The organism is Paenirhodobacter sp. (genome assembly GCF_050177655.1).
Taxonomy (GTDB): domain Bacteria; phylum Pseudomonadota; class Alphaproteobacteria; order Rhodobacterales; family Rhodobacteraceae; genus Rhodobacter.
Map to the genome: position 1 here is coordinate 1 of NZ_JBFXGV010000029.1, position 12,762 is coordinate 12,762.

At 61.8% G+C, this 12,762-nt stretch carries 21 protein-coding genes; 13 read left to right on the top strand and 8 right to left on the bottom strand.

The window, feature by feature from the left end; genetic code table 11:
- Positions 1-187: 187 nt before the first annotated feature.
- The 10 genes from AB7U46_RS11170 (at position 188) to AB7U46_RS11215 (ending at position 4,782) form a co-directional block, all read left to right on the top strand.
- On the top strand, positions 188-715 hold the full coding sequence (locus AB7U46_RS11170; protein ID WP_428337051.1) for a host-nuclease inhibitor Gam family protein: 528 nt from the start codon (positions 188-190) through the stop codon (positions 713-715).
- Entirely contained in the window at positions 715-951 is a 237-nt protein-coding gene (locus AB7U46_RS11175; RefSeq protein WP_428337052.1) for a hypothetical protein, read from the top strand. Before AB7U46_RS11170 ends, AB7U46_RS11175 begins: the two co-directional genes overlap by 1 nt.
- Positions 952-954: 3 nt before the next feature.
- Positions 955-1,242, top strand: coding sequence for an HU family DNA-binding protein (locus AB7U46_RS11180; protein WP_428337053.1), 288 nt, complete (start codon positions 955-957; stop codon positions 1,240-1,242).
- A gap of 101 nt (positions 1,243-1,343) precedes the next feature.
- Positions 1,344-1,493 (top strand): hypothetical protein, encoded by a 150-nt coding sequence (locus AB7U46_RS11185; RefSeq protein WP_428337054.1) that lies wholly within the window; start codon positions 1,344-1,346, stop codon positions 1,491-1,493.
- Between the two features lie 160 nt (positions 1,494-1,653).
- Entirely contained in the window at positions 1,654-2,121 is a 468-nt protein-coding gene (locus AB7U46_RS11190) for a phage protein GemA/Gp16 family protein (protein ID WP_428337055.1), read from the top strand.
- Entirely contained in the window at positions 2,108-2,311 is a 204-nt protein-coding gene (locus AB7U46_RS11195; RefSeq protein ID WP_428337056.1) for an ogr/Delta-like zinc finger family protein, read from the top strand. Before AB7U46_RS11190 ends, AB7U46_RS11195 begins: the two co-directional genes overlap by 14 nt.
- Positions 2,311-2,577 (top strand): hypothetical protein, encoded by a 267-nt coding sequence (locus tag AB7U46_RS11200; protein WP_428337057.1) that lies wholly within the window; start codon positions 2,311-2,313, stop codon positions 2,575-2,577. Before AB7U46_RS11195 ends, AB7U46_RS11200 begins: the two co-directional genes overlap by 1 nt.
- Positions 2,578-2,591: 14 nt before the next feature.
- Entirely contained in the window at positions 2,592-3,995 is a 1,404-nt protein-coding gene (locus AB7U46_RS11205) for a hypothetical protein (RefSeq protein WP_428337058.1), read from the top strand.
- A complete protein-coding gene (locus AB7U46_RS11210) occupies positions 3,965-4,333 on the top strand; it encodes a hypothetical protein (protein ID WP_428337059.1) in 369 nt (122 codons plus the stop codon). Before AB7U46_RS11205 ends, AB7U46_RS11210 begins: the two co-directional genes overlap by 31 nt.
- Before the next feature lie 32 nt (positions 4,334-4,365).
- Positions 4,366-4,782 carry a hypothetical protein gene (locus AB7U46_RS11215; protein WP_428337060.1) on the top strand — a complete coding sequence of 139 codons (417 nt, stop codon included), beginning with the start codon at positions 4,366-4,368 and terminating at the stop codon, positions 4,780-4,782.
- A gap of 122 nt (positions 4,783-4,904) precedes the next feature.
- Here AB7U46_RS11215 and AB7U46_RS11220 read toward each other — a convergent pair whose 3' ends face one another.
- The 8 genes from AB7U46_RS11220 to AB7U46_RS11255 form a co-directional block, all read right to left on the bottom strand.
- Positions 4,905-5,504 carry a helix-turn-helix domain-containing protein gene (locus AB7U46_RS11220; protein ID WP_428337061.1) on the bottom strand — a complete coding sequence of 200 codons (600 nt, stop codon included), beginning with the start codon at positions 5,502-5,504 and terminating at the stop codon, positions 4,905-4,907.
- Positions 5,492-5,806 (bottom strand): hypothetical protein, encoded by a 315-nt coding sequence (locus AB7U46_RS11225; RefSeq protein WP_428337062.1) that lies wholly within the window; start codon positions 5,804-5,806, stop codon positions 5,492-5,494. Before AB7U46_RS11225 ends, AB7U46_RS11220 begins: the two co-directional genes overlap by 13 nt.
- Positions 5,807-5,816: 10 nt before the next feature.
- Positions 5,817-6,068, bottom strand: coding sequence for a hypothetical protein (locus tag AB7U46_RS11230; RefSeq protein WP_428337063.1), 252 nt, complete (start codon positions 6,066-6,068; stop codon positions 5,817-5,819).
- Positions 6,069-6,151: 83 nt separating this feature from the next.
- The gene (locus AB7U46_RS11235) at positions 6,152-6,388 is read right to left on the bottom strand and encodes a hypothetical protein (protein ID WP_428337064.1); all 237 of its coding nucleotides are present in this window, start codon (positions 6,386-6,388) and stop codon (positions 6,152-6,154) included.
- 2 nt (positions 6,389-6,390) lie between these two features.
- On the bottom strand, positions 6,391-6,963 hold the full coding sequence (locus AB7U46_RS11240) for a glycoside hydrolase family 108 protein (RefSeq protein WP_428337065.1): 573 nt from the start codon (positions 6,961-6,963) through the stop codon (positions 6,391-6,393).
- A 19-nt stretch (positions 6,964-6,982) separates the two neighbouring features.
- Positions 6,983-7,417 carry a hypothetical protein gene (locus AB7U46_RS11245; protein ID WP_428337066.1) on the bottom strand — a complete coding sequence of 145 codons (435 nt, stop codon included), beginning with the start codon at positions 7,415-7,417 and terminating at the stop codon, positions 6,983-6,985.
- Positions 7,414-9,054, bottom strand: coding sequence for a terminase large subunit domain-containing protein (locus AB7U46_RS11250; protein WP_428337067.1), 1,641 nt, complete (start codon positions 9,052-9,054; stop codon positions 7,414-7,416). The genes AB7U46_RS11245 and AB7U46_RS11250 overlap by 4 nt, the downstream gene beginning before the upstream one ends.
- 102 nt (positions 9,055-9,156) lie before the next feature.
- Positions 9,157-10,395 carry a phage portal protein gene (locus tag AB7U46_RS11255; RefSeq protein ID WP_428337068.1) on the bottom strand — a complete coding sequence of 413 codons (1,239 nt, stop codon included), beginning with the start codon at positions 10,393-10,395 and terminating at the stop codon, positions 9,157-9,159.
- A 151-nt stretch (positions 10,396-10,546) separates the two neighbouring features.
- Here AB7U46_RS11255 and AB7U46_RS11260 point away from each other — a divergent pair, with 151 nt between their 5' ends.
- The 3 genes from AB7U46_RS11260 to AB7U46_RS11270 are packed head-to-tail and all read left to right on the top strand — an operon-like array spanning position 10,547 to position 12,759.
- Complete coding sequence (locus AB7U46_RS11260; protein ID WP_428337069.1) at positions 10,547-11,392, top strand: XkdF-like putative serine protease domain-containing protein; 846 nt, start codon at positions 10,547-10,549, stop codon at positions 11,390-11,392.
- Positions 11,389-12,339 (top strand): hypothetical protein, encoded by a 951-nt coding sequence (locus AB7U46_RS11265; protein WP_428337070.1) that lies wholly within the window; start codon positions 11,389-11,391, stop codon positions 12,337-12,339. Before AB7U46_RS11260 ends, AB7U46_RS11265 begins: the two co-directional genes overlap by 4 nt.
- Positions 12,340-12,345: 6 nt before the next feature.
- On the top strand, positions 12,346-12,759 hold the full coding sequence (locus tag AB7U46_RS11270; protein WP_428337071.1) for a hypothetical protein: 414 nt from the start codon (positions 12,346-12,348) through the stop codon (positions 12,757-12,759).
- Positions 12,760-12,762 lie beyond the last annotated feature (3 nt).

Below are 12,762 nucleotides of genomic sequence, written 5' to 3' on the forward strand. Positions count from 1 at the left end.
GAACTCGCCGCCACCGCGAAGGCCAAGGTGAAGGCCAGCGCACGCGGTTGGTCGATGTTGAGCCAGCGCGAGATCATCGCGCTGGCCTGGCTGGCGGATCTGTTTCTGGAGGATGGCGCGCTGCCCGAGGCGGCGCCCTCCTCGCCGCCCCCGAACGTGATTTCCGAGCTTTGAAAGGAGAGGAAGCATGGCTGCCAAGAAGGTGAAGATGCAGGGGGCGAATGCCCCCGTGCCGCAAGACGACAGCGAGGCACGAGAGGCGCTGCGTGAGATCGGTGATCTCAATCGCGATGTGCTGCGTCTGCAGGCGGAGATGAACGATCAGATCGCCGCGCTGCAACAGCGCTACGGCGAGCTTGTCGCGCCGCTGCAAGAGGCCACGACCGCGAAGATCGAGGGGTTGCGCATGTTTGCCGAAGCGAACCGTGCGCGCCTGACGAATGGCGGCAAGGTGAAATACTTCCAGTTCGCGACAGGGAAGATCAGCTGGCGCCTGCGCCCGGCCAAGGTGTCGATCCGTGGCACGGATGCGGTGATCGAAGCGCTCGAAGCTGCCGGGTTGCATCGGTTTCTGCGCACGAAAACCGAGATCAACAAGGAGGCGATGCTCGAAGACCGCAGCTCCGCGATGGCGATCAAGGGGGTGACGATCGGTTCTGATGGCGAAGATTTCGTGGTCGAGCCGTTCGAGACAGAGCTCAAGGAAGCGGTCTGATGCAGATCCAACGTGACAAGAACGGAGCGATGCGCTCGATCCTCGCGTCGGTCGAGGCCGCGCCGCGCGAGCGCAAGCTGCAGGTGTTCGAGCAGTATTGTGGACCGGTGAATTCCACCGCCGGAACCTACCGCGCCAAGTGCTGCAGCATCACGGCCACCTGCACCGTCGATGGCGTGTCGGCAGTTGTCGCCTGGGCGCGCAAGGCGCGCGATTTTCTGAAAACCGAGGAGTAACCCATGAAACAGAAAGATCTTATCCGCACGATCAGCATGAACTGCGTGGATGCCGGCTATCCGATGGGGCAGCGCGAAATCGAAGTGGCTCTGAACGGGCTTGCCGGCGCCGTCTCGAAAGCCCTGGCCGAGGGTGATGATGTGACCATTCCCGGCATCGTGAAGATCAGCACGAAACGGCGTGAGGCCCACATCGGGCGCAACCCGGCGACGGGTGCAGCGGTCAATGTTCCCGCGAAAACCGTGGTCCTGGCAAAGCCGGTGAAGGCCCTGTCCGACCAAATCGCATAACGAGACAGGCGGCGGGAAAGCTGCCCGCTCCCGACCGCCAGCCGCCGCGCCATTGCTCCCATTCCACCGGCGCGGCGGCGCCATCGATCAGGAGGCCTGACATGGCCACGGACGAGATCACGACGAGTGTTTCCCCCGCGGAGATTGCCGAAGTCTGCAAGCTCACCGAAAAGCATGTGCGCCGCATGATCCGTCGCGCCGAAGGGTGTGGCCCCTGGGTAAGCCCGCTCTGGTTCGGGTGCCGGATGTAAGTGCTCCGCACCGCGGCCGGCCTGAAAGTCGGTCTGGCGTCGCTCCCGCCCCATATTCGCGAAGCCTTCGTGATGCTCGATCAGCTCGAACTTCCGCTGTGCCCTGACGGAGGGGGGGCGGAACACGATAAATTGGAACGCCTATCTGCAGTGAGAGGTCATGCATATGCCCGCCAAAAAACCGACCGATGACCGTCGCCGCAGCGATCTGGCGATGATCCACATTGCTGCGAAGCGGCTCTTCGACGATGACCGCGCCGCCTATGAGGACTGGCTCGAAAGTCGCACAGGGCGGCGCTCGGCTGGTGATCTGAACCCGGACGAGCGCATTCGCTTCATCAAACAGTTGCGTCGTGACGGGCTGATCCCAGAGCGCGCCCGCGGCGGCATCGGCGCAACGGTCGGTAGCGCAGAACGTCCGACGCCGGCGCAGTGGGCGAAGATCGGCGGCCTTTCGCGCTCCATGGGGTGGAACGGTCTGGAAGATCAGAAGCTGCGCAGCTTCGTTTTGCGCACCGCGAAGGTGGACTCGCCGAGGTTCATGAGCCGCGAGCAGGCGAGCAAGGTCATCCTCGGGCTGGAGGAGTGGGTTCGGCAACGTAGCGAGGGCGGCGATGCAATGCCCTAAATGCGGAGGCCGCGGCTACGTCTATGCGACGAAGCCGAATGGACAGGTGAAGCAGCGTTATCGGCAGTGCAGGATTTGCGGCCACCGGTTCGTGACATGGGAAGAGGTCGAGGATCGCGAGATCCGCTCATTCAAAAAAACCGCACCCCGTGGCCTGTTTGAAGAAAACGAAGGAAAGGCAGGTGATTAGTGGAAGGTGTGGAAAAACGCCGTGTAGCAGACCGCGCTGCACATCATGCGCCGGGGATTGGTCACAACGGCGGGCCGGTGGTTGATCCCTTCGGTCTGCGTGCCGCCTGGCTGCGCTTTGCCACGGAGATCGAGCTGCGCACGCTGGCGAAGATCCACCTGCGCATCGAACGGCGGCGGCTCAGCATTGCCATGCTCGTGACCGAGCGCCAACGCATCATGAACCGCTGTATCCGACGGATGCGCCGGGCTGACGGAAAGAACTAGGAGGAGATGCCGGCATGACGATTGCAGAAGATGCCATCGCCCGCGCGATCAAGCGGCGCGTCCTGCGCTCGGCGATCATCAAGGACGCCAAGGCTTGGGAAGCGCTCTACGGACAGTTGCAACAGGCAATGACGAATGCCTGGGATGACGCGATGCGCGAAGGGATCGCCTCGGCACTCGACCGGCTGCGCGATCTTGGCCCTGGAAAGTTCACAGCGGAAGATGGGGCCTCGATCCTGAAAGTGCTTGAGGGATCGGTGGGGGAGGATGCGATCCGCGCAGCGATGCGCGATCCTGTCGTGAACCTCAGCGATGCCTTGTTCCGCCTTGGGGCGGAAGAGGTCGGCAAGGCGACTGGTGTCTCTATCGGCTTCATGCGCCCAGACCTAGACGCGCTCGAAGTGCTCAAGTCCGGTAACCTCTACTGGGTTGGAAACAGCTGGAACGTCAACAGTCAGAACCTTCTGGCCGCCACCATCGAGGAGTATTTCACGACCGGGATGACGCGCGAGGGGTTGGCTGCAAGGATGGCAGAAGACTTCGCCGGTGTGACCTCCCGCGGGCGGGTTTACTGGGAGATCCTGGCGGATCATACCGCGACAAAGACCCGGGAAATGGGGCGTGTTACCGGATACGAGCGCGCCGGCGTCGATCGCGTCCAGGTCCGCGCGCATCTTGACGCGAAGACCACCGCGATCTGTCGTCACATGCATGGGCGTATCATTGAGGTGAGCAAGATGCGCGCCCAGGTCGACAGCTATCTCGCCGCGGTGAGCCGGCGTAATGAACCCGCTGCGCGCGCCGCCTGGGAGATGCATGGTGCAAGCGCGGACCTTGGAGAAGTGCCGACCTCGAAGCTCGGCTCTGGAACGGCAGGGCCGCCATATCATTTCCGCTGCCGCACGATCACCGTGGCCTATTTCGGCGGCGTCGGAGGGCTTGATGACGTTCGGCAGAAGCTCATTGACCGTGAGGACATCGGTCGCGAGGCGCGCGCGGAGGTTGTGGAGCGGGCGCAGAAGGCGGAGTTCCTGAGCGAAAAGCAGGCCCGGGCCAAGTTCCAGAAGCACCGCGCGAATATACCGACGAAGAAGCTGGCCAATTTCGAGCGCGATGCGCGCGCGCTCATTGCGGACCCGGGCGCCACGATGCTGCTCTCGACCCGTGTTCCGTTGCGCAACAGCAAATCCAAGCCCGGAGACGTGGCACTGCATGCGGTCTTTGCCAAGCCGATGAAGAACCGAGCCGGAAAGGATGGGCAGTTGGTGACCGTGTTGGACATGGAAGACGGTCCAAGCGGCCGCATCATCTCGCACCACTGGCGCGCAGGGCAGTCCAGCGATAACGATGTGACGCCCGCCACCAAAATCACGAAAGGAGCAATCAAATGGCTTACCGCCTTGCTGGGAATGCGGTGATTGCGCAGGATCATTCTCTCATCGAGATTTGGCTGGCCTGCTATGACACGCTCGACGATGACGATTTCGCCTGGGACCGAGACGAGTTGTTGCGCAACCGATCCGCGCTCGAGCTGGTGCGCGCAGGCCTGAGCGATGCTCAGCGCGCCGAGCTGGATACAGTCGATGCGCATTGGCGCGCCAATGCAGCCGCGTTCAACCGTGCCTTTGGCACTGAACACCACCAGCATGACCGCAAGACCGCCCTGCGCGGCTTTGTGATGGACGCGCGCGGCAATGTGCCCGCGGTGCCCGCCGATCATTGGTGGTGGAAGCCGATCGAGGATCGTGCAGACTAAGGGGAAAAGGAACAAGTTGAAGGAGTATTTCCATGGAATTTATTGCTGTTGCCGGTCTCGCCGTATTCCTTTTGTGGCGTTGGAGGCGGAAACGTGGGGCCAGAAGTGCGCAGGAAATGGCAGATCGAATGAACCGTGACTTCCGAGAGCGAATCGAAAAAGAAGAAACTGAGATGCGCTCCCGTCCGGCGAAAGAAATGTCAGAGCGCGAGATCGCGTCGATGATGGCGCAACATGCGGGCAATCGGGCGGCGGAGTTCAAGGGGCAGATCATTATGGCTATCCAGAAAGGTGGGCCCCAGATCCAGTCGCAGTTGATCAAAGAGATCGCTCAAGGCGATGACGAGGATCGGATGCTGTTTTACGCAGCAAGCGCCGAGCTTGCAGAGCAAGGCAGGATCATCAAGGAGAAGAAGGGGCGCAGCTATGTGTTGCGCCTTGCCGAATAAGATAGTCCCCGAACCACGGGATGGCACTGTGTTGCGCGCCGCTGCGCTGCGTGTATGCCAAGATCAAAGACCCGGCAGAGTGACAGGACGCGGCCCCGATGTGGGCCACGTCGCCTGATCTATCACGCTTTGGCGTGTTCGATCAGGCGATACCCAATGCCATGGACGGTGTTGATCGTAAACTCGCTGCCATGAATGGCCTTTTTCAGATTACAAATATGCACTTTGAGCGTATTTATGTTCGGTGGATTTCCATCGCGGCTAAAGCGCCAGGTGCGTTGTGCGAGGGTGTCGTATGTGATCGTGCGGCCACCCGCGTTCTGTAGTACGAGAAAAATCCTGGCTTGCATCGGACTGATCGAGAAGCGCGTCATCAGATCGGAAAGGTCATCGACATTCTCACCGCGGAGCAGCTCGATCTCCGCGCGGTGGGCGTCTGAAGCATCTTCCGGCCGCCGAATGAAGATGCTTTCGCACTCGTAAAGCGCCTGCAGGATCAAGCGCAGGATGGCCTTTGCGGATCTGTCAGGCAACCCATGGCGATGCTCAATCGCCTGCACTCCGAGATCCTTGAAAATGGCGTCGTGCATGATCCTGAACATGCTCGGTGCGAGAAACATCTTCACCGGGTTGTCGCGCCAAGATTTGGCGGCCGAGATGTGCTCGTCGGTGAGATAGCCTTTTGCGTAGAGCTCAAGCAGCGCATGCATCAGCTGAACCATTGCCCGATGTTGGCGATCGCCCGCGTGCCGTCGGCTGCGCGCAAAAAGATCACCTGATTGGGAACATAGGGGAAATTCTTCACCTCCCCCTTGCTCAACACCATGCCGTCGAGAAGGGAGTTGCAGGTGTTGAGATCGTAGGTTTCAGCTGGATCACTGCCGCGCGAGATCGTCATCATGTTCGGCTGCGCGTCGTCGATGCCCCACCAGAGGCGGAGATTGCCGCGCCAAGCCTGGACGAAAAATCCCCCCCCTTCGAAGGAGATCGGCCCAACCCATTCGCGATTAACGGTAATCAGCATGCTTTGTCCCTCACTTCATGGCGCGGATCAGCGTCTTGATGTCGTCGCGGACCTCGCCCAGATCGCCGCGGATTTCATCAAGGCGACGGTTGGTTGCATCACGCGCCTCGCGGGCGGCTTGCAGATCCTCGTGGCGCTGGCGCTTGAGCTCAGAGATAGCTGCAGCGTTCAGCGCGGCGCGGGCCTCAAGGCGCAGCATCCACACGAGCGCGCCGACGGCGCCCATGATAACGCTCCAGAATTCCTTCAAGATATCGGTCATTTGCGGGCGTCCCATCGCCGTCTGTTGTCATTCCGCCAGCCCGGGCAAAGTTACCCGGGCTGGTGCCGATCATGGCGTCGATCTCAGGTGATACCGCCGAGCCGCTTGGCCACGGCGCGCCAGAGGATCCCGACGCAGATCGAGGTGCTGCCGCCAAGGGCGAGAGCGATGGCGGTGCTGGTGGCATCGGCCACGACCTTGGCATCGAAGCAGTAATAGCCGAGGTCTCCCGTGGCGGTGATCACCCCGGCCGAGGCGAGTGCGCCGCCGCCGATCAGCAGGACATAGCGGATGATGAGAGCGATGGTGCCCTTGAGCATGGTCAGGCCTCCTGAAGCTGCGTGAGAAGGAAGTGCTGCAGCGCAAGCACGCGATTGGCCCAGTCGCGCATGTAGGTCGCCGAGTTGGCGGTGAACGCGTAACGGCGCAACCGCCAGCCGATGAACTGGATGACCAGATCATCTTCCTTCGCAGCATGCGCCGCGGAGATGGTCTTCGGGCCGATGATGCCATCGACGACGATGCCGTTGCCGAGCGCGTTCTGCAGCAGGCGCGGCGCGGCGCCGGCCCCCTGATTGATCGCGCAGTCGAACATGACGACGGCGATCTTGGGCGGGAGATCGTCGCAGCGCATCGCATCCCAGTAGTCGCGCTTGTAGATCGCGATCGCATCGTCGCGGGTCAGGGCCTTGATGTTGACCTTCGGATACGACCGCTTCGAGATCCCGAATTTCGTTTCGCCGCCGGGGTCGCGGGGATCGTTGACATAGCCCCCCTCGATCCGGTCGGCGAGCACGAAGTTGACCGCCTGATCGAAGACCGTGGGGGGCGAGCTGATCTGCACGGGTTCCCCCATGTTGGGCGTGTCGTCAGCCTTTGCCTTGGTTTGTGCCATGGTGTTTCCTTTCGTGGTTTCAGCGCCCATCGCGGCGCACTTTCAGGCCTCTTCTGCGCAAAGCTGCGGAGAGTTCTTCAGCCACTTCCTGGCCGATGTCTGGAGCGAGAAAATCAAGGCCTTCGCGCTCCAGCTCTTCGACGGCACGGGCAAGCCACGGGTCACCCTTGCGAGCCGGTTGGTGGACGGATTTCGCTCCAAGCATCTTTCCGTCCGCACCTGTCCACACGAGCGCCTTTCGGCGCTTCGGCCGGATCGTGATGGCCGGTCGCCCATCATGGACGGCGCGCGCATATGGGGTATTCACGTTGAGGACCGCATCCGTGGCTCCGGCGGGCTCCACGACATGCGCCTTGCGCAGGTCGCCCTTGTCGAATGGCACGTTGCCCTGGCGCGTCGCAATTTCGCGAAGCTTCTCTGCAACCTTGAGGCTGAGGCGCTGGAGATCCATCATGACAGCACCTCTACGCCGAGGCCGCCGCTGCCTCCCGAAGCCGCACACCCCTCTGTGGCCAGGGCAACGGCCCAGAACAGGTCGCCGTGGCCGTCGTCGCTGCGCTCGGCGTCATATTTGATCGCATTTCCGGACACGAGCTTCTGTATCGAGTGCAGCTGAGCCAGGACGTCGGGATCGTTAGGCAGGAGGAGCCGTTTATCTTCGGCCAGTTTGAGCATGTTGAGGGCAAGTCGGGCCTTGCGTTGCGCCGAAAACCACACCCCCTCAAAGCGCTCCGGCGCCGCCTGCTGCAACTCTTCGGCGAGCTGCATGCCGAGACCGGTTTTGTCCACCTTCCAGCGCTCAACGTCATAACGCCCGTCGACCTCGTGGATGCGCGCCTTTTGCGCGTCGAAGGGCAGCCCCTTGTGCATCTCGTGGTGAATGAGTGCGTAGCGATCGAGCCACTTCGCGCGCTCGAACTCCTGGCCGGCCAGTGCAATGGCCGTCCGATCGTTGATGCGGCCGACGTCTACACCGCCGCGCAGCCTTCCGAACCGGTCCGGGAAGATCGGCTCGGATGTGAGCGAATGCAGCAGCTCCCAGCTGAGCAAGGCCGAACCGTTCTCGGCCCATTGGCACTCGTAGAACATCGCCCAGCTCTCGCTGTCGAACAGCATGCGCAGCTCATCGAGACCACCGGGAAGCGGCATGCCCTGCGCAATGGCGTCTTCGATCGTAATCGTCTTGCGCCACCAGTGATCGTGCTTGTTCTTGTGGTTGGTGGCGATCTCCCAGAAGAGGGAGCCGGGCAGGAACGGCGTAGAGAACACCGTCACCCGCCCGCCGATCGCTGTGATCGACGGGATTACTGCCGCCCAAAGCATGCGCTGATTGCGCACCCAGGCGAACTCGTCGAGCCACACATCGCCAGGCCAGCCTTGTGCGGTGCGAAAGTTGGTCGAGACCGCGACGATATCGGAGCCCATGACCACGATCTTGTTCGCCTTGTCCTCATCGAGGGCAACGCCGAGCCGCCCCGCGTGATGGCGGACGTAGTTCAGGATAATCTGAGCCTGCCTCTCGGACGCGGACACCACGATCTGAGGGCGCCCGGCCAAAGCCCCCAGGAGCACGGCGAGGCCGACGACGTAGGAGAACCCGATCTGTCTCGCCTTGAGCACGATGCGAAATCGATGCTCGCTTTCGAGGAACTCGACCTGATAGGCATAAAGCCCATAGTCTGGCGCGAGCACTCTGGACAACGCGTCCTTGGAGACCGCGTTTGCAACCGTCGGCCGAGGCTTCGGTTTGGGGGCGATCTTGTGCATTCGCTCCAGGGAGCGGGTCAGCATGGCCAGACGATGTGCCTGCGAGGTGGTAGGGCTCTTGATGCGGCTCAGCCGCAGGATCTGCTCTTCGAGCCCCTGCGTCGTTTCTCGCCTTTTGCGAAGCTCGGCCCCCCAGCCTCCCGCCTCGATCCAGTGGCGAACGGTGCGCGGACTGCACCCGATCCGCGACGCGATCTCGGTAGAACTGTCTCCGGCGAGATATTCGAGATACGCCTGCTCTTTCTGAGCGTCGCCAAACTTCGGCGGCCGACCGCGCCGTGAATGTGCGGCGTGAGGCCCGTGATCTGACCGCTGATGCGTCAAGAGATTTTTTCCGGCGTCACCATGCGCAGACGTGGATGATTGGCCATCAGCGCGCCTGTGCGTTAGGTTCGATGTTTTCGCGGGTCGTGTCATGTCGCACCCTCAGGATTTCGCCAGGATGCGGACCAGGTGCGAGAGATCCGCTCCCGTGGAGCTGCTCTTGCTCGTGACCTCTTTGAGGCCCGTCGTGTCGCCGTAGTAGATCGCCTTCGCTTCGCTGTCCGTGAGGACGCCGGCGGTGACGAGATCGGCCAGATTGTCGGTCACGTCGCCGGGCGGCGTAAGGTCGAGTGGACGGAAAGCAATCTGGTCGTCGGCAAGAGGCTCATCCGGGTTTCCGGGCCTCAGGCCAAATTCCTTGAAAATGGGGCGAAGCTGATCAAGCATCCTGCGCCGCATTGGGCGCAGCGTGAGATGCTCGAAAACGTGCATCTGGCCCGCGACCTCTCCGCCCCCTCCGAGCTGGCCGGCCGACATGATGCCAAGCATGCGCGGCGGCACACCATGGGCCACCGGAATACGATCCCGCACTGCGTCGATCATCTTGAGGAAGTCGCCATCCTTCACGTCTGCAGTCAGCTTCTCGAAGGTCACGCTGTCATCCTCGGATAGCGAGAGAAGCATGGTGCGATGCGCGTTCTCGACCCCCTGGAACTCGCGACGAAAGAACTCCCGGATCGTCTTCTTTTGAGCATCGCTCGGCGTTGTGCCTTTGAAGATGATGGCGAATTCCGGCACCGCGCCATTATCGAAGAACTTCGAGTTGAACCGGATCGCGGCCCGTGCGAGCTCAAGCATTTCTCGCACACCGATCCATGCGGGCTCAGAATAGCGCCGCCCCATCGGGCAAGGGACGCGGAGATGAATGATCTCCCCAGCCGAGAAGATCACTTTCTTGTCGCCACCCGTGATCTGCGGAATGCGCTGAAGAAAACCGTCACGGAAGCGGCTCATCGTTACCGCCGGCAGCCGGCGCAATCCGATGACCCTTGAGCCATCATTCGATCTGATCACCTGGAGAAATGCGTTGCCGAAGGTCTCGATGTCGAGCCCGAGCAGAACGAACAGCTCAGCCGCGCCGGTCTCACACAGCTCATCGATCGGCTCGGTGCGCCCGATCAGCCCGCCACCAAACGCGCCCTCGGCCTTGATATGGATCGCGCGGCAGTGCTCGGCGCTTGCGCGGTAGAGATTTGCAAGCGCCAGGGGGTGGATAGGCCACAGATATTCGCCGTCGATGCCAGCCTCCGGAAGCATGGAAACCAAGCCCATGACGTCGGACTTCTCGACGGAAATCGTCAGAAGGTGGCTATCTTCGGGCTGGTTTTGATCCGTGCTCATAGCCATCTGATACAGCCGCAAATGCCGCGGAGAAATGGCCGTAACACATTGAAAGTTTAGATATAAACCTGATGCACCGCGCTCATCTTTTGCGTTCTTCGGCTCTCTGGCAAGAGGGATTGAAGGCGATCCACACGACCGGAGCAAACTCGTGGCACAGCTCAAAGACCTCTCCGTTGAATTCCTCTCGCTTGTGCGCTCTCCGGCGACCGGCAAGGGCCTGACGCTCAAGTCCGAAACGCCGAATTCCAGGGTCAACCCCTTCGAGCTCACGGTGAAAAGCGACGAGCTGATGCGGGCCTACGGGATCGTCTATGCGCCGGATCAGACCGACGCCCATGGCGACAGTGCCGACGCTGTGACCATTCGTCGTGCCCAGGCCGAGTTCATGCGCGAGGGGCGCCTCAAGAACATCGATACGGAGCATTCCTTCACGCCCGAAATGGCCTTCGTCGCCGAAAGCTGGCTGGTGCGGAAGGGGGATGCGCTTTTCGCCGATGAGCCCGAGGGCGCCTGGGCGGTGGGCATCCAGATTGGCGACCCCGATCTCTGGAAGGAACTGAAGTCCGGCGATCTCACCGGGATTTCGCTGGCAGGGGTAGCACGGGTCGATCCCCCGCCCGCACCCGGTCACCCCAGCTACACCGAGAAGGATGCTGTTCCCGGGTGGTTCAAGCGCCTGTTCAACAGTCACAACAAAGCCGACGAGGAAACGGACATGCAGAAAGATGACGTCGAGAAGATCGTGCGCGACACGCTCAAGAGTGAGCTTGGCGCGGCGGTTGCGGAAGCCATGAAATCGGCGGGTGTCGCGCCCGCGAAAGTGCCCGATGATCCGCCGCCGAGCGGCGGCGATGGCACGGAGATCGAAAAGGCGATCGCCAAGGCCTTCGCCGCGATCGAGGGCAAGATCGACGACAAGATCACCGTGGCGCTGGCCAAGGGCGCATCCGAAGCCGACCCCGGCCACGGCTCGATCGAGGAGAGCTTCGCATGACCGTTATCGTCATCAAGTCCGGTGAATATGCCGGCCAGAAAATGCATGACTTCGTGGCGCTCGCGAAAGGGCTGATCGGCCCGCGTGACCTCGCGAATGGCGGTGAACTGCGATCGGAAGAGGCCAACAAGCTGATCTCGATGATCTTCAAGGATCCCTTCCTGGACAAGGTCACGACGATCCGCATGTCGCGCCTCACGCGTGACGTCGATGTCATGGATATCCTGAGCCGTCAGCTCGTGCGGGTGCCGCAGGGCGATGAGCCCTTGGCCGCTGATCTGACTGGCGCCGGCGAGTTCGGATGCAAGCTGACGGCACTCGACGCGCAGCTCTTCGCGATGCTGAAGCTCGACTTCCTGCGTGAAAACGCCAGCAACCCCAATCTTCAGAAAGAGGTCGAGGCTGGTTTCGACACGCGCCTCACGAATGACATCGTCGACCTGGGCTTCAACGGTGTTGCGGATGACGGGGAAGGCGCGGATCGCGTGGCGAAGTTCATCCGGCTCAACAAGGGCTGGCTGCAGGTCATGCGCGAGGCTGCAAACACGCCGAAGGTCAATATCGATCCGGCGACGGACGGCTGGATCGGATCGCTGAAGGCAATCCTCGAAGCCTCCGATGAGCGCGTTCGTGAGACCTCGTCGTTCATCATGAACACTGCCGACGCCGATGCATATTCCCAGGAGATCAATGCGCCGGTGACCGGCACGGAAGTTCAGAGCAGTGCTCCGGCGCGCCGTTACCAGGGCCGTCCGATCGAAGCTCACCCGCTCATGCCGCGCGGATCGGTCATGTTCACGCCGACGAAGAACCTGGTCTATGGTCTCCACACCACGATCCAGCGCGACCGGAGCTATCTCGAACTGAGGCGGTCGCTTGCCTACGTCTTCGACATGGCCTTCGACTACGAGGTTGCCGTGAAGCAGTTCGCCGTCCTCGGCGAGTGATAGATCATGGCTGGCGCATCCATCACTCCGGCCGACGTTCGGGCCTACGCGAACCTTCCGGGTGAAGTTCCTGACGTGCTGCTCTCCACCCACATCGGCGCGGCGCGTCGAGACTTGGTGGAGGCGACCGGATGCGAGGATGCGCCAGCCGAGAGGGTGAGCGAATGGACCGAGGCGCTTACAGTGCGCGCCCTGGCGAGCGCTTTCCCCTGGCTCAACACATTCGCGCTCGACGGTGCGGCCAAGGTTGGGCGCCTTGATGGGGCGATCGAATACCGCTTCCTTGACACTGAAGATGTTGATGGCCGCGTCGCGGCCCTCAACGCCCGTTTTTCTGATCTCTGTGCGGTGATCAAGCCGCCGACCGAAACGCCTTCTGAGGCTGCAGACCTCGGGGCCATCGGAATGATGGTCGTCTGAGGC

What these genes read in the sequence shown, in the direction of transcription:
- AB7U46_RS11270 (WP_428337071.1), top strand. Translation starts at nt 12,346, where the DNA reads ATGGCTGGCGCATCCATCACTCCGGCCGACGTTCGGGCCTACGCGAAC.
- AB7U46_RS11180 (WP_428337053.1), top strand. Translation starts at nt 955, where the DNA reads ATGAAACAGAAAGATCTTATCCGCACGATCAGCATGAACTGCGTGGAT.
- AB7U46_RS11195 (WP_428337056.1), top strand. Translation starts at nt 2,108, where the DNA reads ATGCAATGCCCTAAATGCGGAGGCCGCGGCTACGTCTATGCGACGAAG.
- AB7U46_RS11255 (WP_428337068.1), bottom strand. Translation starts at nt 10,395, where the DNA reads ATGAGCACGGATCAAAACCAGCCCGAAGATAGCCACCTTCTGACGATT.
- AB7U46_RS11190 (WP_428337055.1), top strand. Translation starts at nt 1,654, where the DNA reads ATGCATATGCCCGCCAAAAAACCGACCGATGACCGTCGCCGCAGCGAT.
- AB7U46_RS11265 (WP_428337070.1), top strand. Translation starts at nt 11,389, where the DNA reads ATGACCGTTATCGTCATCAAGTCCGGTGAATATGCCGGCCAGAAAATG.
- AB7U46_RS11175 (WP_428337052.1), top strand. Translation starts at nt 715, where the DNA reads ATGCAGATCCAACGTGACAAGAACGGAGCGATGCGCTCGATCCTCGCG.
- AB7U46_RS11205 (WP_428337058.1), top strand. Translation starts at nt 2,592, where the DNA reads ATGACGATTGCAGAAGATGCCATCGCCCGCGCGATCAAGCGGCGCGTC.
- AB7U46_RS11235 (WP_428337064.1), bottom strand. Translation starts at nt 6,388, where the DNA reads ATGCTCAAGGGCACCATCGCTCTCATCATCCGCTATGTCCTGCTGATC.
- AB7U46_RS11225 (WP_428337062.1), bottom strand. Translation starts at nt 5,806, where the DNA reads ATGCTGATTACCGTTAATCGCGAATGGGTTGGGCCGATCTCCTTCGAA.
- AB7U46_RS11220 (WP_428337061.1), bottom strand. Translation starts at nt 5,504, where the DNA reads ATGGTTCAGCTGATGCATGCGCTGCTTGAGCTCTACGCAAAAGGCTAT.
- AB7U46_RS11230 (WP_428337063.1), bottom strand. Translation starts at nt 6,068, where the DNA reads ATGACCGATATCTTGAAGGAATTCTGGAGCGTTATCATGGGCGCCGTC.
- AB7U46_RS11185 (WP_428337054.1), top strand. Translation starts at nt 1,344, where the DNA reads ATGGCCACGGACGAGATCACGACGAGTGTTTCCCCCGCGGAGATTGCC.
- AB7U46_RS11210 (WP_428337059.1), top strand. Translation starts at nt 3,965, where the DNA reads ATGGCTTACCGCCTTGCTGGGAATGCGGTGATTGCGCAGGATCATTCT.
- AB7U46_RS11170 (WP_428337051.1), top strand. Translation starts at nt 188, where the DNA reads ATGGCTGCCAAGAAGGTGAAGATGCAGGGGGCGAATGCCCCCGTGCCG.
- AB7U46_RS11245 (WP_428337066.1), bottom strand. Translation starts at nt 7,417, where the DNA reads ATGATGGATCTCCAGCGCCTCAGCCTCAAGGTTGCAGAGAAGCTTCGC.
- AB7U46_RS11240 (WP_428337065.1), bottom strand. Translation starts at nt 6,963, where the DNA reads ATGGCACAAACCAAGGCAAAGGCTGACGACACGCCCAACATGGGGGAA.
- AB7U46_RS11215 (WP_428337060.1), top strand. Translation starts at nt 4,366, where the DNA reads ATGGAATTTATTGCTGTTGCCGGTCTCGCCGTATTCCTTTTGTGGCGT.